18 protein-coding genes are annotated in these 20,802 nt (G+C 70.8%); 15 read left to right on the top strand and 3 right to left on the bottom strand.

What is annotated here, in order from left to right:
• Positions 1-119: 119 nt before the first annotated feature.
• The 3 genes from ADL12_RS32995 to ADL12_RS33005 all read left to right on the top strand — a co-directional run bounded on the left by ADL12_RS32995 (position 120) and on the right by ADL12_RS33005 (position 5,836).
• The gene (locus ADL12_RS32995; RefSeq protein ID WP_062708863.1) at positions 120-1,121 is read left to right on the top strand and encodes a methionine synthase; all 1,002 of its coding nucleotides are present in this window, start codon (positions 120-122) and stop codon (positions 1,119-1,121) included.
• 15 nt (positions 1,122-1,136) lie between these two features.
• On the top strand, positions 1,137-3,329 hold the full coding sequence (gene ligA, locus ADL12_RS33000; protein ID WP_062708866.1) for an NAD-dependent DNA ligase LigA: 2,193 nt from the start codon (positions 1,137-1,139) through the stop codon (positions 3,327-3,329).
• A gap of 272 nt (positions 3,330-3,601) precedes the next feature.
• Complete coding sequence (locus tag ADL12_RS33005; RefSeq protein WP_062708869.1) at positions 3,602-5,836, top strand: putative bifunctional diguanylate cyclase/phosphodiesterase; 2,235 nt, start codon at positions 3,602-3,604, stop codon at positions 5,834-5,836.
• Between the two features lie 52 nt (positions 5,837-5,888).
• On the opposite strand, the gene ADL12_RS33010 is transcribed toward ADL12_RS33005, so the two are convergent.
• Positions 5,889-6,476, bottom strand: coding sequence for a TetR/AcrR family transcriptional regulator (locus ADL12_RS33010; protein ID WP_062708872.1), 588 nt, complete (start codon positions 6,474-6,476; stop codon positions 5,889-5,891).
• An 87-nt stretch (positions 6,477-6,563) separates the two neighbouring features.
• Here ADL12_RS33010 and ADL12_RS33015 point away from each other — a divergent pair, with 87 nt between their 5' ends.
• The 5 genes from ADL12_RS33015 to gatB all read left to right on the top strand — a co-directional run bounded on the left by ADL12_RS33015 (position 6,564) and on the right by gatB (position 10,650).
• Positions 6,564-6,935 (top strand): DUF4267 domain-containing protein, encoded by a 372-nt coding sequence (locus ADL12_RS33015; protein ID WP_062708874.1) that lies wholly within the window; start codon positions 6,564-6,566, stop codon positions 6,933-6,935.
• 134 nt (positions 6,936-7,069) lie between these two features.
• Positions 7,070-7,366 (top strand): Asp-tRNA(Asn)/Glu-tRNA(Gln) amidotransferase subunit GatC, encoded by a 297-nt coding sequence (gene gatC, locus ADL12_RS33020; protein ID WP_007384860.1) that lies wholly within the window; start codon positions 7,070-7,072, stop codon positions 7,364-7,366.
• Between the two features lie 6 nt (positions 7,367-7,372).
• A complete protein-coding gene (gatA, locus tag ADL12_RS33025; RefSeq protein ID WP_062708877.1) occupies positions 7,373-8,881 on the top strand; it encodes an Asp-tRNA(Asn)/Glu-tRNA(Gln) amidotransferase subunit GatA in 1,509 nt (502 codons plus the stop codon).
• Positions 8,878-9,120: a hypothetical protein gene (locus tag ADL12_RS33030; RefSeq protein ID WP_062708880.1), complete on the top strand. Its 243-nt coding sequence runs from the start codon at positions 8,878-8,880 to the stop codon at positions 9,118-9,120. The genes gatA and ADL12_RS33030 overlap by 4 nt, the downstream gene beginning before the upstream one ends.
• Positions 9,121-9,135: 15 nt before the next feature.
• Positions 9,136-10,650: an Asp-tRNA(Asn)/Glu-tRNA(Gln) amidotransferase subunit GatB gene (gene gatB / locus ADL12_RS33035; protein ID WP_062708883.1), complete on the top strand. Its 1,515-nt coding sequence runs from the start codon at positions 9,136-9,138 to the stop codon at positions 10,648-10,650.
• A 63-nt stretch (positions 10,651-10,713) separates the two neighbouring features.
• Here the strand turns inward: gatB and ADL12_RS33040 are convergent, their stop codons facing one another.
• The gene (locus tag ADL12_RS33040; protein ID WP_062708886.1) at positions 10,714-11,517 is read right to left on the bottom strand and encodes an SAM-dependent methyltransferase; all 804 of its coding nucleotides are present in this window, start codon (positions 11,515-11,517) and stop codon (positions 10,714-10,716) included.
• Between the two features lie 188 nt (positions 11,518-11,705).
• Here ADL12_RS33040 and ADL12_RS33045 point away from each other — a divergent pair, with 188 nt between their 5' ends.
• The 7 genes from ADL12_RS33045 (at position 11,706) to ADL12_RS33075 (ending at position 19,517) form a co-directional block, all read left to right on the top strand.
• Positions 11,706-12,065 carry a YoaK family protein gene (locus tag ADL12_RS33045; RefSeq protein WP_062708889.1) on the top strand — a complete coding sequence of 120 codons (360 nt, stop codon included), beginning with the start codon at positions 11,706-11,708 and terminating at the stop codon, positions 12,063-12,065.
• A gap of 237 nt (positions 12,066-12,302) precedes the next feature.
• Positions 12,303-14,549 (top strand): MMPL family transporter, encoded by a 2,247-nt coding sequence (locus ADL12_RS33050; protein WP_062708892.1) that lies wholly within the window; start codon positions 12,303-12,305, stop codon positions 14,547-14,549.
• Complete coding sequence (locus ADL12_RS33055) at positions 14,527-15,102, top strand: GNAT family N-acetyltransferase (protein ID WP_062708895.1); 576 nt, start codon at positions 14,527-14,529, stop codon at positions 15,100-15,102. Before ADL12_RS33050 ends, ADL12_RS33055 begins: the two co-directional genes overlap by 23 nt.
• A 54-nt stretch (positions 15,103-15,156) precedes the next feature.
• On the top strand, positions 15,157-15,735 hold the full coding sequence (locus tag ADL12_RS33060) for a hypothetical protein (protein WP_062708898.1): 579 nt from the start codon (positions 15,157-15,159) through the stop codon (positions 15,733-15,735).
• A 208-nt stretch (positions 15,736-15,943) separates the two neighbouring features.
• Positions 15,944-16,126: a hypothetical protein gene (locus ADL12_RS33065; protein WP_062708902.1), complete on the top strand. Its 183-nt coding sequence runs from the start codon at positions 15,944-15,946 to the stop codon at positions 16,124-16,126.
• 92 nt (positions 16,127-16,218) lie between these two features.
• Positions 16,219-19,275, top strand: coding sequence for a helix-turn-helix transcriptional regulator (locus ADL12_RS33070; RefSeq protein ID WP_062708905.1), 3,057 nt, complete (start codon positions 16,219-16,221; stop codon positions 19,273-19,275).
• A 38-nt stretch (positions 19,276-19,313) separates the two neighbouring features.
• Positions 19,314-19,517: a DUF6191 domain-containing protein gene (locus ADL12_RS33075; RefSeq protein ID WP_062708908.1), complete on the top strand. Its 204-nt coding sequence runs from the start codon at positions 19,314-19,316 to the stop codon at positions 19,515-19,517.
• A gap of 7 nt (positions 19,518-19,524) precedes the next feature.
• Here the strand turns inward: ADL12_RS33075 and ADL12_RS33080 are convergent, their stop codons facing one another.
• A complete protein-coding gene (locus ADL12_RS33080) occupies positions 19,525-20,673 on the bottom strand; it encodes a PQQ-dependent sugar dehydrogenase (RefSeq protein WP_062708911.1) in 1,149 nt (382 codons plus the stop codon).
• Positions 20,674-20,802: the final 129 nt, after the last annotated feature.

A 20,802-nucleotide genomic window follows, 5' to 3' on the forward strand; every position in this document is an offset into this window, starting at 1 on the left:
CGTTTGAGGAGCGGGGGTCCAGGGGGCAGAGCCCCCTGGCGGGGTGGAAGGGGCGGAGCCCCTTCAGGATGGGACGGGTAGGGGCGGCGGGGGCGAAAAGCGAACGTAGGCTTCATCGCGTGAACGAAAACCCCACCTTCGCCCCCGCCACCGGCGTCGGTTCCATGCCAGGCACCGACGCCCGCGAGGCCGCCAAGACCGTCACCGGGTCCTTCGAGGACTTCCCGTTCCTCCCCGAACTCCCCGCCCGCGGCCCCGGTGCGGACATGATCGGACGGACCACCGGGATGCTGGTCGAGCTGTACGCGCGCGTGGAGCCCAGCGGATGGCGGATCGGCGACCGGCCGGGGCGGGACACCAGGCGGGCCCGGTCGTGGCTGGGGGAGGACCTCGACGCACTGGAGGAGTTCACCCAGGGATACGAGGGGCAGCTGAAGGTCCAGGCCGTGGGGCCGTGGACCTTGGCCGCCGCGCTGGAGCTGAGGAACGGCGAGGCCGCCCTCTCCGACGCCGGCGCCTGCCGCGACCTCGCCGCCTCGCTCGCCGAGGGCCTGCGGCTGCATCTGGAGGAGGTCCGGCGGCGCGTCCCGGGGGCCCAGCTCGTCCTCCAGCTCGACGAGCCCTCCCTGATCGCCGTCCTGCGCGGCCAGGTCAAGTCCGCCAGCGGCTACCGCACCCACCGGGCCGTGGACCGGCAGGTCGTCGAGTCGACCCTGCGGGACGTCGTCGGGGTTCACGGCGACGGCCCCGTCGTGGTCCACTCGTGCGCACCGGACGTCCCGTTCGCCCTGCTGCGCCGGGCGGGCGCGGCGGCGATCTCCTTCGACTTCTCACTTCTCACCGAGCGTGACGACGACGCGATCGGCGAGGCGGTGGAAGGGGGTACCCGGCTGTTCGCCGGTGTCGTCCCGGGCACGGACGGCCCATTGTCAGACCCTGCCGGTAGCGTCATGGGTGTCAGGACGTTGTGGCGCAGGCTGGGCCTGTCACCGGGGCTTCTCGCGGAGGCGGTCACGCTCACGCCGTCGTGCGGACTCGCGGGGGCCTCCCCGGAGTACGCGCGCCGGGCGCTCGCCCACTGCGTCCGGGCGGCGAGATCCCTCGCGGACAACCCAGAGTAACGGGAGGACAACACGGTGGCCGGCGACAAGCAAGCGGAGACGACGGTGCCCGCCGAGGCGCGGGAGAAGCACGCGAAGCTCGCTGAGCAGATCGAGGAGCACCGCTTCCGGTACTACGTGAAGGACGCTCCCGTCATCAGCGACGCGGAGTTCGACAAGCTCCTGCGCTCGCTCGAAGCGCTGGAGGACGAGTATCCGGAGCTGCGCACGCCTGACTCGCCGACCCAGAAGGTCGCGGGCGCGTACGAGACGGAGTTCACGGCGGTCCAGCACCGCGAGCGCATGCTGTCGCTGGACAACGCCTTCGACGATCTCGAGCTCGCAGCCTGGGGCGAGCGGGTCCACAAGGACGTCGGCACGTCCAAGTACCACTTCCTGTGCGAGCTCAAGGTCGACGGCCTCGCCGTCAACCTCACCTACGAGCGCGGCCGCCTCACCCGCGCGGCGACCCGAGGCGACGGCCGCACCGGCGAGGACATCACCCCCAACGTCCGTACGATCACGGACATTCCGGACCGTCTGAAGGGCGACCGCATCCCCGACCTCGTGGAGATCCGCGGCGAGGTCTACTTCCCGATGGAGAAGTTCGAGGAGCTCAACGCCCGCCTGGTCGAGGCCGGCGACAAGCCCTTTGCCAACCCGCGCAACGCGGCCGCCGGTTCGCTCCGCCAGAAGGACCCGCGCGTCACCGCGACCCGCCCGTTGCACATGGTCGTCCACGGCATCGGCGCCCTGGAGGGCTTCGACGGCATGACCCGCCTCTCCGAGGCGTACGACCTGCTGAAGACCTGGGGCCTGCCCACCGCCCGGCACAACAAGGTGGTCGACGACCTCGACGGCGTACGGGAGTTCATCGCGTACTTCGGCGAGAACCGGCACTCCGTGGAGCACGAGATCGACGGAGTCGTCGTCAAGCTCGACCAGATTCCCCTTCAGGGCCGACTCGGCTCCACCTCGCGCGCGCCGCGCTGGGCGATCGCGTACAAGTACGCGCCGGAGGAGGTCAACACCAAGCTCGTCAACATCCGTGTGGGCGTGGGCCGTACGGGCCGGGTCACGCCGTACGCCCAGGTCGAGCCGGTCACGGTCGCCGGCTCGGAGGTCGAGTTCGCCACCCTGCACAACCAGGACGTGGTCAAGGCCAAGGGCGTCCTCATCGGGGACACGGTGGTGCTGCGCAAGGCCGGTGACGTCATCCCGGAGATCCTCGGGCCCGTCGTCGACCTGCGCGACGGCAGCGAGCGGGAGTTCGTGATGCCGGCGGAGTGCCCCGAGTGCGGTACGGCGCTTCGGCCCATGAAGGAGGGCGACGTCGACCTGCGCTGCCCGAACGCCCGCACCTGCCCGGCCCAGTTGCGTGAGCGGCTGTTCTACCTCGCGGGCCGCAAGGCGCTGGACATCGAGCACTTCGGCTATGTCGCCGCCGCCGCGCTCACCAAGCCGCTGGAGCCGGCCGAGCCGCCGCTGGTCGACGAGGGCGACCTGTTCGACCTGACCGTCGAGCAGCTGCTGCCCATCAAGGCGTACGTCCTCGACCAGGACAGCGGCCTGCCCAAGCGGGACCCGAAGACCGGCGAGGAGAAGATCGCCACGGTCTTCGCCAACCAGCAGGGCGAACCCAAGAAGAACGCGGTCGCCATGCTGGAGAACATCGCCGCCGCCAAGGAGCGCCCGCTCGCCCGCATCCTCACCGGCCTGTCGATCCGTCACGTCGGCCCGGTCGCCGCCGAGGCGCTGGCCCGCGAGTTCCGCTCCATCGACCGCATCGAACAGGCCAGTGAGGAGGAGTTGGCGAACACCGACGGCGTCGGCTCGATCATCGCCGCCTCGCTCAAGGAGTGGTTCGCCGAGGAATGGCACCAGGAGATCCTCCGTAAGTGGAAAGCCGCCGGCGTCCGCATGGAGGAAGAGGGCTCAGGCGAGGACGAGGGACCGCGTCCGCTGGAAGGGCTTACCGTCGTCGTCACCGGCACGCTGGAGCATTTCACCCGCGACGGTGCCAAGGAGGCACTGCAAAGTCGCGGAGCGAAGGTGACCGGTTCTGTTTCGAAGAAGACGTCTTTTGTTGTCGTAGGTGACAGCCCTGGGTCCAAGTACGACAAGGCCATGCAGCTCAAGGTGCCTGTTCTGAACGAGGACGGCTTCAATGTCCTGTTGGAACAGGGGCCCGAAGCGGCGGCCGAAGTTGCCCTCCCCACCGAGGAGTAGCGGTTGAAGCCCACCGGATCGGCGCATACCAGATGCATACGGGTGGCTGGGGCGCATTCGGGCAACCGTTGACGACCGCTGCCCGTGGAAGCCTTCTGCGGCCTACTGTTGAGGGGTGCGCCTGCCGTGCCCAGCTGCGGTTGGGGCATCCCCTTGCTCTGAGAGGGCTTTGAAGGGCGAGGGGAAGGGTTTTCCAACGCGGTGCCGTTGAAGGTTGTTGTCGGGCATCGGGCCGCGTGGCGTGGGCACCGCCGGCTGTGAGAGGGACGGGAATGGAACCGACCGAGAGCGCCGCCCCGAACTCACGGCTGCGCAGGATGGCCGGCGTGTGGCGGGGGTGGGCGACGCGGACCGCGGAGCGTTCGCGCGCGGAAAGAGGCGCGGGAAGCGCCGCCGGGCAGCACACCCCGGCGGAGGGCCGCACCGCCGTGCAGCTCGGCGCCGAGCGCGCCGCCGATCTGCCGGACTCCGAGCACGAACGGCACCTGTCCTGGCCCGCGCTGCCCGCGGCGGTCGTCGCGGCGGCCGGGTTCGTCCTCGGCGCCGGGTTCTACCGGGCGTTCACCGACCACCACGCCCTCTTTCCGTCCGGCACCGTCGGCTGGTCGCTGGCCGTGCTGACCGGCATCATCGTCGGCCACCTGGTCGCGCTCGGCCGCGCCCGCTGGTGGGGCGGCACCGGCTCCGGCGCCGCCCTCACCCTCGCCGTGCTGATGCTGTACGGCTGGGTGCCGGCCGGCATGGTCAGCCTCACCGTCGTCGTCCTGGTCGGCACAGCCCGCAGGGGCCGTTGGCGGCAGGGCGTGCTGCACGGCGCGGTGGACATCCTCGGCATCGCCGCCGGGGCCCTCGTACTGGCTGCCTTCGGCCGCGTACCGACCGTCGAGAAGCCCTGGAACCCCGACACCTGGACGCTCTACACCGCCCCCGGCGTGGTGCTCGTCGCCGTCGCCTATCTCGCGGTCACCCGTGTCCTGCTCTGGTACCTGCAGGCCCCGCGCGGCGGCCTGCCCACGGTCGCCCGCACGGCGCTGGTCAGGCAAGGTCTGGTCGCTGTCGCCCTGCTCGGCATCACACCGCTGGTGTGCGTGGTCGCCATCGCCAAGCCCCTGCTGCTGCCGCTGTTCTCCATCCCCCTCATCGCCCTCGACTCCACCCTGTGGATAGCGCGGGCCAGGGCGGAGGAGCAGCTGCGCGACCCGCTGACCGGACTGCCCAACCGGCAGTGGCTGCTGGAACGCATCTGGACCGCGCTCGACGACGCCGAGCGCATCGGCGCCCGGTCCGCCCTGATGCTGATCGACCTCGACCGATTCCGGTCGGTCAACGACACGCTCGGCCATCTCGCCGGTGACCGGTTGCTGTTGCAGATAGCGGACCGGCTGCGCCTTGCCCTGCCGCGCGGAGCGGAGGCCGCGCGGCTCGGCGGCGACGAGTTCGCCGTCTTACTGCCCGTCGCCGACTCCACGACGTCCGCGACCCGGGTCGCCCGCGGCCTCGTCACCGCCCTCAGCTCCCCGCTCGACCTCGACGGGCTCACCCTCGTCCTGGAGGCCAGCGCCGGCGTCGCCGTCTTCCCCGACCACGCCCTCGACGCCGAGGGGTTGCTGCGGCGCGCGGACGTGGCGATGTACCAGGCGAAACGGGACCGTACGGGCGTAGAGGTCTACGAGTCGAAGCGGGACTCGAACACCCCGGACCGGCTGGGCCTGCTGGGGGATCTGCGCCGGGCTCTCGACGCGCACGAGGTCGAGCTGCACTATCAGCCGAAGGTCCGCTTCGACGGACAGGTCGCCGGGCTCGAGGCCCTGGTGCGCTGGGTGCATCCCGAGCGCGGGAAGGTGCCGCCGGACGAGTTCATAGCGATCGCCGAGTCGTCGGGGCTGATGCCGCATCTGACGGAGTACGTACTGGAGACGGCGCTCGGGCAGGTGGCCCAGTGGCGCTCCCAGGGCCTGTACGTGCCCGTCGCGGTCAACGTCTCACCCCGTGACGTCCACACCCCCGGATTCGCCGGCTCCGTCGCCGCGCGGCTCGCCCGGCACGGGGTCCCGGCGGGAGCGCTCCAGCTGGAGATAACGGAACACGTCCTCCTGGAGGACCCGCAGCGCGCCGCGGACACCCTCGCCGGGCTGACCGGACACGGCGTGAAGATGTCCCTGGACGACTTCGGCACGGGGTATTCATCCCTCGTGCACCTCAGACGGCTGCCCGTGAGCGAGCTGAAGATCGACCGCTCGTTCGTGGCCCGGCTGGCCGTGGACAACGAGGACGCGGAGATCGTGCGCTGCACGGTCGACCTTGCGCACTCACTGGGCCTGCTCGTCGTCGCCGAGGGCGTGGAGGACGACGAGACCTGGGAGCGGCTGCGGGATCTGGGCTGCGACGCCGTACAGGGCTGGCTGGTCGCGGCGGCGATGCCGCCGGAGGAGACGACCGCGTGGCTGCGGGCGCGGGGTTCGCGGGGGTGGGTGCGGCCGAAGGCGGCTCTTCCTGCGGCCGAGTGAGCTTGTCGCACGGGGGCGCAGCGGCCTTCCCGGGACGTAGGAGTTCCGCGCGCTAACGGCTCGCCTCCGCCGTGAAGTGACCCGTCAGCAGCTCCAGTCGCCTCTCATGCGCTCCCTCCGGTAGCCGCCCGCTGCGCATCAGCGTCACCAGACCGTGCAGTCCGGCCCAGTACGTCTCCGTCAGCAGGCCCGGGTCGTCGCCCTCGGCGGCGATCGGCTCCACCGCCGCCCGCAGTTCGGCGAACGCCTCCTGCAGCGCCGCCGGGGCCTCGGGCGTGGCGAACGGCAGGTCCACGCGGAGCGTGAACATCGCGTCGTACAGCGCCGGGCGGCGCCGCGCGAACGCCGTGTACGCCTCCCCCACCGCCGCGAGCGTCTCGCGCTTGCCCTTCGCCGCCCTGGATGCCGTACGCAACTCGGCGGCCATCTCGGCGCAGCCCTGCACGGCCACCGCCGCCATGATCGCCTCCTTGCCCTTGAAGTGGCTGTAGAGGACGGGCTGGCTGTACTCGATCTCGGCCGCCAGGCGGCGCGTGGTGACCGCCTCCCAGCCCTCGGCCTCCGCGAGCTCCCGCGCGGCCGTGACGATCAGCGCCTCGCGCTCCGCTCGTTCGCGCTCCTTGCGCGTCTGGATCGACATGCCAGGAATTCTAGCAGCGCTAGCACAACTGTCGATGCTCTGCTAGCTTCGCTCTTGTCCCTAGCGCTGCTAGCGAGGAGTGAAGACATGACCGTGACCGCCTACACCCTGGCCGTCGTGCTCAACCTGTTCTGCGTGTTCCTCGGGTACCAGTTCCTGTTCCAGCCCGCCTCCGCCGCCACCGGCTACGGCGTCCCCGCCCGGCCGGACGGCGACGCCGGCGCCTATCTCTCGATCAAGGGCCTGCGGGACGGCACCTTCGGCCTGGTGGGCCTGGCGCTGCTGTTCTTCGTCGGCGCCCGAGCCGAGGCCTGGTTCATGCTCGCCGTGGCGATCGTGCCGCTCTTCGACACGCTGATAGTGCTGCGGCACGGCGGTACGAAGGCCACGGCCTTCGGGATTCACTTCGCCACGGCGGTCGTCGTACTCATCAGTGCCGCCCTGCTCTTCCTCGTCTGAGTCCGACGAGGGCCAACGCGTCACGCTGACCGCAGGCACCGATGGCGCCGGCCGGGAAACCGTTGCACGGCATCCCGCCCTCGCCCCATAGGATTGGCCCCAAACCACACGTACTCACCCCAGAGGATCGCTGCATGCCTGGCATCACGCGCGAGGAGGTCGCCCACCTCGCCCGGCTGGCGCGTCTGGAGCTGAAGCCCGAAGAGCTTGAACACTTCGCCGGCCAGCTGGACGACATCATCGGCGCGGTGGCCCGCGTCAGCGAGGTCGCCGACCAAGACGTACCGCCGACCTCGCACCCGCTCCCGCTGACGAACGTCATGCGCGCGGACGAGGTCCGTCCCTCGCTCACCCCCGAGCAGGCGCTCTCCGGCGCCCCGGCCCAGGAGCAGCAGCGTTTCAAGGTGCCGCAGATCCTGGGGGAGGACTAAGAAGTCATGACGGCCAAAAATATCGAATACTGCATCAAGCTCACGGCCGCCGAGACCGCCGAGAAGATCGCTTCCGGTGAGCTCACGGCCGTGCAGGTCACCGAGGCCCACCTCGCCCGTATCGAGGCCGTCGACGAGAAGGTGCACGCCTTCCTGCACGTCGACCGCGAGGGCGCGCTGGCCCAGGCCCGTGCCGTCGACGAGAAGCGGGCCAAGGGCGAGAAGCTCGGTCCGCTGGCCGGCGTGCCCCTCGCGCTCAAGGACATCTTCACCACCGAGGGCGTTCCGACGACCGTCGGTTCGAAGATCCTCGAGGGCTGGATCCCGCCGTACGACGCGACCCTCACCAAGAAGCTGAAGGCCGCCGACGTCGTCATCCTTGGCAAGACCAACATGGACGAGTTCGCCATGGGGTCGTCGACGGAGAACAGCGCCTTCGGCCCGACCGGCAACCCGTGGGACCTGACCAAGATCCCCGGCGGTTCCGGCGGTGGGTCGAGCGCAGCGCTCGCCTCCTTCCAGGCGCCCCTGGCCATCGGCACCGACACCGGCGGCTCCATCCGCCAGCCGGCCGCCGTCACCGGCACGGTGGGCGTCAAGCCGACGTACGGCGCGGTCTCGCGCTTCGGCATGGTGGCGTTCTCGTCCTCCCTCGACCAGGGCGGTCCCTGCGCCCGTACGGTTCTGGACGCGGCCCTGCTCCACGAGGTCATCGCCGGGCACGACCCGCTCGACTCCACCTCCATCGACGCCCCGGTCCCGCCGGTCGTCGAGGCCGCCCGCAACGGCAGCGTCGAGGGCATGCGCGTCGGCGTGGTCAAGCAGTTCCGCGGCGAGGGCTACCAGGCCGGCGTCATCCAGCGCTTCGACGAGTCCGTCGCTCTGCTCAAGGAACTGGGCGCCGAGATCGTCGAGCTGGACTGCCCGTCCTTCGACCTCGCGCTCTCCGCGTACTACCTGATCGCGCCCTCCGAGTGCTCCTCCAACCTCGCCCGCTTCGACGGCCTGCGCTACGGCCTGCGCAGCGGCGACGACGGCACGCACTCCGCCGAGGAGGTCACCTCCCTCACCCGTGAGGCGGGCTTCGGCCCCGAGGTGAAGCGCCGCATCATGCTCGGCACGTACGCCCTGTCGAGCGGGTACTACGACGCGTACTACGGCTCCGCGCAGAAGGTCCGTACGCTCATCACCCGCGACTTCGAGAAGGCCTTCGAGCAGGTCGACGTGATCGTCTCGCCGACGACGCCGACCACCGCCTTCCCGATCGGCGAGCGTGCCGACGACCCGATGGCGATGTACCTCGCCGACCTGTGCACGATCCCGACCAACCTCGCGGGCAACGCGGCGATGTCGCTGCCCTGCGGTCTGGCTCCGGAGGACAACCTGCCGGTCGGCCTGCAGATCATCGCCCCGGCGCTGAAGGACGACCGTCTGTACAAGGTCGGCGCCGCCGTCGAGGCAGCCTTCGTGGAAAAGTGGGGGCACCCGCTCCTCGAGGAGGCTCCGTCGCTGTGAGTAAGGCACTGTCCAAGGCCAAGGGCTTCAAGAAGTCCAAGTCCGGCCTGTACCTGTCCATGGCCACCACCGCGTTCGGTGCGGTCAGTGTCGCCAAGCAGGCCAAGCTGGCCCGCACCGAGAGCGACACGCTGCGCCTGATCGACGCCGCCGTGTCCGCCGCCGCGATCGTCACCGGCCTCGCCATCCTCTACCGCGAGCTGAAGCGGCTGGGCGACGACGACGTCCTGCTGGGCTGAGAGGGAAGTTTCACCGTGACCACCACGACCGACCTGGTGTCGTACGAGGACGCGCTGGCGTCGTACGACCCCGTCATGGGCCTCGAGGTCCATGTCGAACTCGGCACCAAGACCAAGATGTTCTGCGGTTGTTCGACGGCTCTCGGCCAGGACGCCAACACGCAGACCTGCCCCGTCTGCCTCGGCCTGCCCGGCGCGCTCCCGGTCGTCAACGCGACCGGCGTCGAGTCCGCGATCAAGATCGGTCTCGCGCTGAACTGCGAGATCGCCGAGTGGTGCCGTTTCGCCCGGAAGAACTACTTCTATCCGGACATGCCGAAGAACTTCCAGACCTCCCAGTACGACGAGCCGATCGCCTTCAACGGCTACCTCGACGTACAGCTGGAGGACGGCGAGACCTTCCGCGTGGAGATCGAGCGCGCCCACATGGAGGAGGACACCGGTAAGTCGACGCACGTCGGCGGCGCGACGGGCCGTATCCACGGCGCCTCGCACTCCCTCCTCGACTACAACCGCGCCGGTATCCCGCTGATCGAGATCGTCACCAAGCCGATCGAGGGTGCGGGCGAGCGTGCTCCCGAGGTGGCGAAGGCGTACGTCCGTGAGCTGCGCGAGCTCATCAAGGCGCTCGGCGTCTCCGAGGCCCGTATGGAGATGGGCCAGATGCGCTGCGACGTGAACCTGTCGCTGCGCCCGAACGGCACCGAGAAGTTCGGCACGCGTTCGGAGACGAAGAACGTCAACTCGCTGCGGTCCGTGGAGCGCGCGGCCCGCTTCGAGATCCAGCGTCACGCCGCCGTGCTGAGCAGTGGCGGGACGATCATCCAGGAGACGCGCCACTTCCACGAGGACACCGGGTCGACGACCTCGGGCCGCGTGAAGGAAGAGGCCGAGGACTACCGGTACTTCCCCGAGCCGGACCTCGTTCCGGTGGCCCCCTCGCGCGAGTGGGTCGAGGAGATCCGGGCGGCGCTCCCCGAGATGCCGCTGGCCCGCCGTAACCGCCTCCTCGCGGAGTGGGGCATCTCGGCCACTGACATGCAGGCGATCCTCAACGCCGGTGCGCTGGACCCGATCGTCGCGACGATCGACGCCGGTGCCGACGCCGCCTCCGCCCGCAAGTGGTGGATGGGCGAACTCGCGCGCAGCGCCAACGAGTCGGGCAAGTCGCTGGACGAGCTGGCCATCACGCCGGAGCAGGTCGCCCGGGTCACGGTCCTGGTCAACGAGGGCTCCCTCAACGACAAACTGGCCCGCCAGGTCATCGAGGGCGTTCTCGCGGGCGAAGGCACCCCGGACGAGGTAGTCGAGAAGCGGGGCCTGAAGGTCGTCTCCGACGAGGGGGCCCTGGGCACCGCCGTCGACGAGGCCATCGCCGGCAACCCGGGCATCGCGGACAAGATCCGCGGCGGCAAGGTGGCCGCGGCCGGCGCCCTGGTCGGCGCGGTGATGAAGGCGACCCGGGGTCAGGCCGACGCGGCGCGCGTCAAGGAGCTGATCCTGGAGAAGCTGGGCGTCAGCGAGGGCTGATACCTGCAGGCGTGAACCCCGAGGGGGATGCATCAACGGCGATGCATCCCCCTCGGCGCGTTCTCAGATACGGCGTCCTACGAGCCGTACGAAGCCCAGCGCACGGCCCTCGTCGAGCCGTACCATCTCGCCGACCTGGCGGGCCATCGTGCGATGGAACTCCTCCGGGCTCTCCTCGGCGATCACGTCGCACCACAGCAGCCAGTCCCGCCAGCCGTCGTCCAGCCAGTCGGCGGCCTCGACCTCCACGGTCCCGCTGCGCGTCCACTGGCGTCGCCACCAGTCGGCGGTGTGGAAGCACCAGAAGTCGGGCTCCCAGTAGGGCTTCAGATGCTCCGGAGGCTCGGCTCCCGCCGGTTCCTCCCGCAGCGCGGGCACGACGACACCGATCCGCCCGCCGGGCTTCAGCAGCCGGGTGAGCGTGGGCAGATAGAGGTCGTCGGTGCCGAAGTACTGGTACGCGTCGATGCTCACGATCGCGTCGAAGCTGCCCTCGGCGAACGGCAGGTCGTGCGCCTCGGCGTGCACGGGCAGCACACGGTCGGCGAAACCGGCCTCGGCGATGCGCCGGGCGTTCTCGTCGGGCTTGACCCACAGGTCGGCGGCGGTGACCTGGGCGTCGTACTCCCTGGCCAGGAAGACGGAGGTCATCGCCCGGCCGCAGCCCAGGTCGAGGACGCGTGCGCGGGGGCGCAGGGCGTCCAGGCCGAGGGCGGGGGCCAGCCACTCCAGCAGCCACAGCGCGTTCGGGCCCATCTGGTTGTCGATGACCCAGCGGGCGTCGTAGCTGTTGCTGCGCGGGTAGCGGGCGTGGGTCAGCCGCTGGGTGAGGGCCTCACTCGAGGTCCTCGGGGTGATGTCCGGCATCGGTGAACGGGCTCCTTGAGTCCTTGAAGGCGGAAGGGGATACGGAGGAGCTCGGCCGGACGCTCAAACAATGCACCTGCCCAGGTCGGCGGCGGTGTGCCGCGGGAACGGCTGACCTTCGGACGCTAGCAGCCCGCCCTGCGGACCGGCATCCGGTTTTCCGGCGCTACGCGCTACGCTCGCCCGCCATGAGTGGACGCGGTGATTCCGAGATATCCGAGACGGGGGAGGACCGGACCGAGACGCCCGACGACGAGCACGTCGAGGAGTTCGAGGGGCTGGAGGACGGCGAGGACCCGGCGCAGGTGGCGCGGCGGGCCCGCTGGGCGGCTGCTGTCGCCGGGGTGCTGCTGACCCTGGCCGGGCTGTCCGCGTCGGCAATACGGGTCACCCGGTCCGCCCCGGCCCTCGTCCCGGCCGCCTATGCATTCGGCGCCGCCGTCTGCGCGCTCGCCGCGTTCCTCGGTTCGCGGGGTCGTACGCGGCGGGCGCTGTGGCTGCTGGTGGCCGGTGTGATGGTGATGGCGCTGGGGGACCAGTTCGACTGAGAAGTTCCCGGTGAGTGCGCGTAATTCTGTGAGAGGCGCCACGTTCGGCGACAGGGTGGCCGTTACTGTCCTGTGATCTGCCTCCCACTCTTGTGAATAAACCCACGAACGCGGCAAACGATCATTTTCGCCTGCAAGAGTTTGCTTCACATCGCTCACGCGTTCTTTGCGGGCTGTTCACCTCATGAACGATTGTTCCCGGCCAAAGATCCACAAATCGTCCCTGGGAGCTCGTTCGTGGCAGCCCTTGCACGCTGGTGTGTCCAACGCCGCCTCCTCCCTGTCCTGCTGTGGCTCCTGGCCTTCGGCGGGGTGAGCGCGGCCGCCGCCGTCACGGGCTCCGCGTACTCGAACGACTACCAGGTCCCCGGCACCGAGTCGGGCCGTGCCACCCAGCTGCTCGAGGACGGCTTCTCCGGCCTCGGTGGCGACAGTGACACCGTTGTCTGGCACACGGAGTCCGGCACGGTCCGCGCCGCCGACGTCGAACAGACGATGACCCGCACCCTGGACGAGATCGCGGACCTGCCGGGCGTCGCGGCCGTGGGCAGCCCGTACGACAAGCAGGGCTCCGAGCAGATCAGCGAGGACGGGCACACGGCGTACGCCACCGTCACCTTCGACGGCAGCGCCGAGACCCTCGACAAGGGCGAGGCGCAGGCCGTCGTGAGCGCGGCCGAGGCTGCCGAGGGCGACGGACTCCAGGTGGAGCTGGGCGGCAGCGCCGTCGGGCTCACCGAATCGCCGGGCGGGCATCTCGCCGAGGTTGTCGGGGTGGCCGTAGCCGCGCTCGTGCTGTTCCTCGCCTTCGGCTCGCTCGCCGCCTCGCTGCTGCCCATCGCGACCGCGCTGGTCGGCGTCGGCACCGCGTACGCCGGGATCGCGCTGCTCGGGCACGCCATGACCGTGGCCGACTTCGCGCCCATGCTCGGGATGCTCATCGGGCTCGGCGTCGGCATCGACTACGCGCTGTTCATCGTCACCCGGCACCGGCGCGGGCTGAAACGCGGGCTGTCCGTCACCGAGTCGATCACGAATGCCGTGGCGACCACGGGACGCGCCGTTGTGTTCGCGGGCGCCACGGTGTGCATCGCCCTGCTCGGGATGCTGATCCTCCGGCTCAGCTTCCTCAACGGCGTCGCGATCGCCGCCTCGCTGACCGTGGTGCTGACCGTCGCGGCCTCCGTGACCCTGCTGCCCGCCCTGCTGTCCTTCATCGGCATGCGCGCCCTGAGCCGCCGCGAGCGACGCCGGCTGGCCCAGCACGGGCCCGAGCCCGAGCTGCCGACCGGGTTCGCCGCCCGCTGGTCGGCGTTCGTGGAGCGCCACCCCAAGCTGCTCGGCGCGATCGCCCTGGCCGTCATCACCGTCCTCGCGCTGCCCACCCTGGGCCTGCGCCTGGGCACCTCCGACCAGGGCAACAACCCGGAGACCTCGACCACCCGCCAGGCCTACGACCTCCTCGCCGACGGCTTCGGGCCCGGCGTGAACGGCCCCCTCACCCTGGTCACCAAGGTCGACGGCGGCGACGACAAGCTCGCCCTCGACAACCTCGACGCCACCCTGCGCACCACCGAGGGCGTCGCGTCGGTGATCCCGGTGACGTACAACACCGGCGGCGACACCGCGTACCTCACCGTCGTACCGGAGTCCTCCCCGCAGTCGCAGCAGACCAGCGACCTCGTCGACCGGCTGCGCTCCGAGGTCCTCCCGCGCGCCGAGACCGGCACCTCGCTCGATGTGCACGTCGGCGGCATGACCGCAGGCTACGACGACTTCGCCGACGTGATCGTCGGCAAGCTGCCGCTGTTCGTCGGCGTCGTCATCGGCCTGGGCTGTCTGCTGCTCCTGCTGGCCTTCCGGTCCGTCGGCATCCCGCTGAAGGCCGCCGTGATGAACGTCGCCGCCGTCGCCGCCGCCTTCGGTGTCGTCGTCGCGATCTTCCAGTGGGGCTGGGGGAGCGAGCTGCTGGGCCTGGGCCGCGCGGGCCCGATCGAGCCCTTCCTCCCGGTCATCATGGTGTCGGTGTTGTTCGGCCTCTCCATGGACTACCAGGTCTTCCTGGTCAGCCGGATGTACGAGGAGTGGCTGGAGACCGGCGACAACCGGCGTGCCGTCCGGGTCGGCCTCGCCGAGACGAGCCGGGTCATCAACTCCGCCGCGGTCATCATGATCTCGGTCTTCCTCGCCTTCGTCCTCAGCGGAGACCGCGTGATCGCCATGTTCGGCATCGCGCTCGCTGCCGCCGTCGCCCTGGACGCCTTCGTGCTCCGCACACTCCTCGTCCCCGCCCTGATGCACCTGCTCGGCGGCGCCAACTGGTGGCTGCCCCGCTGGCTGGACGCCCGTATGCCGCGCATCAGCATCGAGCCGCCCGAGAGCCGCGCCGCCCATGAGAGGCTGGCCGCCGCGACGGACGCCGAGGTGGCGGACGTGCTGGCGGAGGAGGAGCGACAGCGGGATGTACGCGATATCGCTGGGTGACGACGGAGCCGAACTGCGTCCCCTGGAGCCCTGGCACGCCGAGGAGTTCCTGGCCCACCTGGAGCGGGGGCGGGACTTCATCAACCAGTACGTCCCCTTCGGCTCCAAGGCCGTCGACGTCGACTCCGCGCGCGAGGCACTCCGGCGGTACGCCGACATGCGCGCCGCCGACACCGGGTCCCTGCACGGCATCTGGCTGGACGGAAAACTCGTGGGCGGCGTGCTCTTCCTCAACTTCGAGGCGGAGAACGGCAACTGCGAGGTCGGCTGCTGGCTGGAACCCGCAGCCGCCGGGCGGGGGCTCGTCACGCGCGCGATGCGCGTGCTCATCGACTTCGCGATCGAGCAGCGCGGCATCCACCGCGTCGAGTGGATCGCCTCCGCCGGGAACACGCCCAGCCTGAATGTGGCCAGGCGGCTGGGCATGACCCGTGATGGCGTGCGGCGGGAGAGCTATCCCTATCGTGGGGTGCGGCACGACCTCGAGGTGTGGTCGATCCTGGCCCCCGAGTGGCGTGAGGCACGCACGCGTGCCGCTCACAAGGATCATTAAGAGGCCTCTCGATCATTAAGAGACTTCTCAGACAGCGTCCGTACGGTGCGAGGCATGGGAACGAAGACAGTGGACGAGACCGGCGCCGAATCCGGCACCGAGGCGAAGACCGACGAGGAGAAGGTGGACGTCGTCAAGACGACCGACGCCGCCGACTCCACCGACGCCGACGAGGCGACGGAGACTGACGAGGCCGAGGAGGAGGTGGCCGCCGAGGCGACGGAAGCGGAGCCCTCCGAGGTCGGCCAGGGCGCGGGGGCGGTCGTCTCCGCGGCGCTCGGCCTCGTCTCCCTGTCCGGCGGCTGGCTCGGTACGGTCGCCGCCGCGCGGCAGTCCCTCGTCGCCCAGCTGGAGTCCTCGACGTCGTCGTCCCAGAACGTCTCCCAGCTGCTTGAGCAGGGCTACGGGGACGCCTGGAACGCCACCGCCCTGTGGGCCGGCGTCTTCGCGCTCGCCGCGCTGATCGTCGGCGTCGTGGTGCTCGCCCGGCCCGCGTTCGGGGCGCCCGGCAAGCCGCAGGCCGTGTGGATCAAGTCGGTCGCCTGGGGCGGCGTCTCGCTGGGCGTCATCGGCCTCCTGCTGGCCGTACTCAAGTACACCGACGTCCTGCTCGGCCTGCCGTCAGTGGGCTGAATCACCGCAGCTCCCGAGGGGCCTCAGGGCCGCCGTAAGCACCTTAGACGGCGCCCTGAGGCCCCTTACGTGCGTCTGAGGCACCGCCCGCCGCCGAAGATGCGGAACTCTCCCGATGTGGCGGACCCGCCTGGGAGACGAAGGTGGAGGCATCGCAGCAAGCGAGCCCGAAACCCGACTCTCACCAGGAAAAAAAGAGGGATCCGCCATGTACGAGTACGAGCTGCAGCACTTCCGTTCCGCCGAACTCATCCGCCAGGCCGAGCACGACAGCCTGGTCCGCGAGGCCGTCCGCGTCCGCCGTGCCGCGAAGCGCTCCGCCGAGGGCGCGGCGGACGCTCAGACGCATACCTGGCGCCTCCGCAGGCATCGGCATCCACGCGCCGCGTGAAGGCGAGGTCTGAGGGCGGCAGCCCCCAGAGGGCGGCGCCACCGATGCCGGGCCCGGCGAAAACCGGTGCCGGGTTGTCGATGCCGCATGCGATGCTCGGGCCCGTGGAGAGCAGGTCCGTAAGTCCCGTGTTCGTCGGCCGCGCAACCGAGTTGGAGACGCTGAGCGACGCCCTCGCCCGAGCTGCCGCGGGCGACCCGCAGGCGTTGGTGATCGGCGGAGAGGCCGGGGTCGGCAAGACGCGGCTCGTCGAGGAGTTCGCCACTGCCGCCGGCCGCGAGGGCGCCGTCGTCGCGCTGGGCGGCTGCGTCGAGATCGGCGCCGACGGGCTGCCGTTCGCCCCGTTCTCCACCGCCCTGCGAGCCCTGCGGCGCGAACTCCCCGGCGAGCTTGCCGACGCCGCCGCAGGGCAGGAGGAGGAACTCGCCCGGCTGCTGCCCGAGTTGAGCGACACCGCTCTTACCCGAGGGGCGGACCGGTCCGACGAGGAGAGCATGGCCCGCCTCTTCGAACTCACCGCCCGCCTACTGGAGCGCGTCGCCGCGGGCCGCACCGTCGTCCTCGCCCTGGAGGACCTGCACTGGGCCGACGCGTCCACCCGCCACCTCCTCGCCTATCTCTTCCGGACCTTGCGCACCGGGCGCCTCGTCGTCCTGGCCACCTACCGCTCCGACGACATCCACCGCCGCCACCCGCTGCGTCCGTTCCTCGCCGAGCTCGACCGGCTGCGCACGGTCCGCCGCGTCGAACTCGGCCGCTTCAACCGCACCGAGGTCGGCCGCCAGATCGCAGGCATCCTCGCCACCGAACCCGACCCGGCCCAGGTCGACGAGATCTTCGAACGCTCCGACGGCAACGCCTTCTTCGTCGAGGAACTCGCCGTCGCCGCCCACGAAGGCTGCTGCACGGGCCTCACCGACTCCCTGCGCGACCTGCTCCTCGTACGGGTGGAGGGGCTGCCCGAGGCCGCCCAGCGGGTGGCCCGGATCGTCGCCGAGGGCGGCTCCACCGTCGAGTACCGGCTGCTCGCCGCCGTCGCCCAGCTCGCCGAGGACGACCTCATCGAGGCGCTGCGGGCCGCCGTCAACGCCAACATCCTCATCGCCGCGCCGGGCGGCGACGGCTACCGCTTCCGCCACTCCCTGGTCCGCGAGGCCGTCGGCGACGACCTGCTGCCCGGCGAGCGCTCCCGCCTCAACAGCCGCTACGCAAAAGCCCTGGAGGCCGACCCGACGCTCGTCCCGGCCGACGAGCGCGTCATGCGCCTGGCCAGCTACTGGTACCACGCCCACGACCCCGCCAAGGCCCTGCCCGCCGTCCTGGACGCCTCCGTCACCGCCCGCCGCCGGCATGCCCACTCCGAGCAACTGCGGCTGCTGGAACGCGCGATGGAGCTGTGGGACTCCACGCCGGAGGACGTCCGGGCCACGCTGCGTCCCGTCGACTACACCGAGGTCTATCCTCCCTGCGGCTGCGACCCCGCGACCACGCCCCTGCGCTACCTCGACCTGATGGCCGAGGCCGCCGTCGCCGGACGGCTCTGCGGAGAGCGGGAACGCGCCCTGAAGATCACCAAGCGGGCCCTGCACCTGCTGGAGGAGGAGGGCGACCCGATGCGCGCCGCCTGGTTCTGGGTCCAGCGCTCCCGGCTGGTCCAGGCGCAGGCCCGCGGCGACGGCTGGAAGGAGCTGGGCATAGCCCAGGAGCTGGTGCGCGGCCTGCCCCCGTCCGAGGTGCACGCCGAGGTGCTGGCCACCGCGGCCAACTGGTCGATGCTGCGCCGCCCCGGCCCCGAGGCCATGTCGGCTGCCGAGCGGGCCGTCGAGTACGCGCGCATGGTCGGTGCCGAGGACATCGAACTGAACGCGCGTCTGACGCTCGGCGCGCTCATGGTCGACGCCGGGCACATCGAGACCGGACTGGCCCAGATGTACCAGGTCAGGGACGAGGTACTGGCCCATGGCCTCACCGCCGGTGTCGGCCGCAGCCATGTGAACCTGCCGTCCGTGCTGGAGGGCATCGGCCGCTCCGAGGAGGCCGTCGGCATCCTGCGCGAGGGCCTGCGGCTGACCCAGAAGATGGGCCTGCGCGACTCCGAGGCCTGGGTCTGGGCGAACCTCGCCGAGTCGCTGATCTCCCTGGGCCGTTGGGACGAGGCCGCCGAGGCCGCCGTCAACGCGCAGCAAACCGGGCAGTCCGCGAAGCCGCGTGGCGGTGGCTCCAACTCGCTGGCCCACCTCGCACTCGCCCGCGGCGAACTCCCCGAGGCCGCCCGCCATCTGGCCGCTGCCCGCGCCTCCTACGGCACGCACGACCCCATGCCGCAGAACAACCTGCCGATGTCCCGCCTCGCCCTCGGCACGGCCGCCGCCGAGGGCCGCCTCCTCGACGCCCGCACGGAGGCCGACCGGGTCCTGCGCGCCGGTTTCCCGCCCGGCACCCAGCGCTACGCCTGGCCGCTGCTGCTGGCCGCCGCCGTCGTCGAGTCCGACGCCCGCGCCCACGCGCTGCCCGCCGCGCAGGAGGGCCGCGCCGCCTTCCTGGAACGGCTCTGCGAGGCCACCCGCAAGCTCACCACGGGCGCGCCCCTGTGGCTGGCCTACGAGAAGTGGACCCGAGCCGAACTCGACCGGGCCGAGAACCGGGCCACCCCCGACACCTGGTCGGACGTCATCACCGCCTTCGAAGCCCTGGAGCGCCCCTACGACCTCGCCCAGGTCCGCCACCGCCTGGCCGAGGCGCTGCTCGCGATCGGCGGCGAGGACGAGCGCGCCCGCGCCACGGAACTGCTCCGCCTGACCCGGGCCACCGCCGTCCACCTGGGCGCCCGCCCCCTCGCCGACGCCGCGACCCGCCTGGCCCATCGAGCCCGCCTCACCCTCACCGCCGCCCCACCGCTGCCCCCGACCGACCCGGCCGACTCGCTCGGCCTCACCACCCGGGAACGGGACGTCCTGCGCCTGGTCTCCGCCGGCCGCACCAACCGCCAGATCGCCGAGGAACTCTTCATCTCTCCGAAGACGGCCAGCGTCCACGTGTCGAACATCCTGGGGAAACTCGGCGTCTCGGGGAGGGGCGAGGCGGCTGCGGTGGCGCATCGGATGGGGCTGTTCCCGGCAGAAACGCTCACAGCTGGGACGAGTAGCTGAGGTTTACGCTGTAAGGGACGATGGCCCCGGGAGGCCCCGTGTTCAACGCGTTCGAGGAACTCTTCGCACCCGGCCGCAAACACACCCGCGACGAAGAGAACCGTCTGGAACTGACCCGCGAGGACGTCGGCGACAACGACCCCGGGCGCGGACCGATAGATCTCGCGTCCGGGAAGGTGGTCGTACGGCGGCCCGAACCGTCGGCCGAGGAGGACGACGAGGGCGACGGTGGGGAGGAGTGAAGGCCGCTCAGCTCACCTGCACCTCCAGAATCCGGTCGTCCCCGTCCTTCGGGCTGCCCCGCCCGTCCGTGTTGCTCGTCGTCACCCACAGCTTGTCGCCGCCCGCCGACACCACCGTCCGCAGCCGGCCGTACTCGCGCTCCAGGAAGGCCTGCGGGTCCGCCGAGGCCGCCGTGCCGTTCAGGGGGATGCGCCACAGGCGCTGGCCCTTCAGGCCCGCCATCCAGATGGAGCCCTCGGCGTAGGCGATGCCGCTGGGGGAGGCGTCGTCGGTGCCCCACTGGGCCAGTGGGTTGTGGTACTTGGCGTCGTCGGACTTGCCCTCGACCTCCGGCCAGCCGTAGTTGTCGCCCGGCTTGATCGCGTTCAGCTCGTCCCAGGTGTCCTGGCCGAACTCCGCGGCGAACAGGCGCTGTTCGGCATCCCAGGCCAGGCCCTGGACGTTGCGGTGGCCGTACGAGTACACGGGGGAGTCGGGGAAGGGGTTGCCCGGCGCCGGTTCACCTTCCGGCGTCAGGCGCAGGATCTTGCCGCCCGTGGACTCCTTGTCCTGGGACAGACCCGTGTCACCACTCTCGCCCGTGCCCGCGTACAGCATCTTGTCCGGGCCGAAGGCGATGCGGCCGCCGTTGTGGATGAAGCCCTTGGGGATGCCTCTGAAGATCGTGTCGGGTGCGCCCAGTTGTTCGCCGGACGGCTTCTGCCCGTCGTACAGCATCCGGACGATGCGGTTGTCCGAGGCCGAGGTGAAGTAGGCGTAGATCATGTGGTCCGAGGCGTAGTCCGGCGACAGTGCCAGGCCCATGAGGCCGCCCTCGCCCGCCGGTGACACCCCCGGTACCTCGCCCAGCTCGGTCTTCTTGCCCGTCTCCCCGTCGACCCGCGTGATCGTGGCCTCGTCGCGGGAGGAGACGAGCAGGTCGCCGTCGGGGAGCGGAGCCAGGCCCCAGGGTGTGTTCAGGCCCTCGGCGACCGTCCGCAGCACCTTGACCGAGCCCTGTGCCGGCGGAGTCTCCTCGGCCGCCCGCCGGGAAGGCGACGACCCCGACCCCGTAGTGCTCGATGCCGCACTCCCGCCCTGCCCCGGTGATCCCCCGTCGTCGGAGGAGCAGCTGACCGTCAGCAGGAGCGCGGCCGTGGCCATTACGGCCGTCACAACTCGACGTTGCACGATCAAGGTCCCTTCGACGCGGCGGGTTCTACTTTTCTTACACCGCTCGCGCCTCACAGGTTCCCGATCCATGAACCTTGAATCGCCGCCGCCCGGTCCCTGCCCGGCCGCGGC

Source organism: Streptomyces regalis, from assembly GCF_001509475.1.
Lineage (GTDB): Bacteria > Actinomycetota > Actinomycetes > Streptomycetales > Streptomycetaceae > Streptomyces > Streptomyces regalis.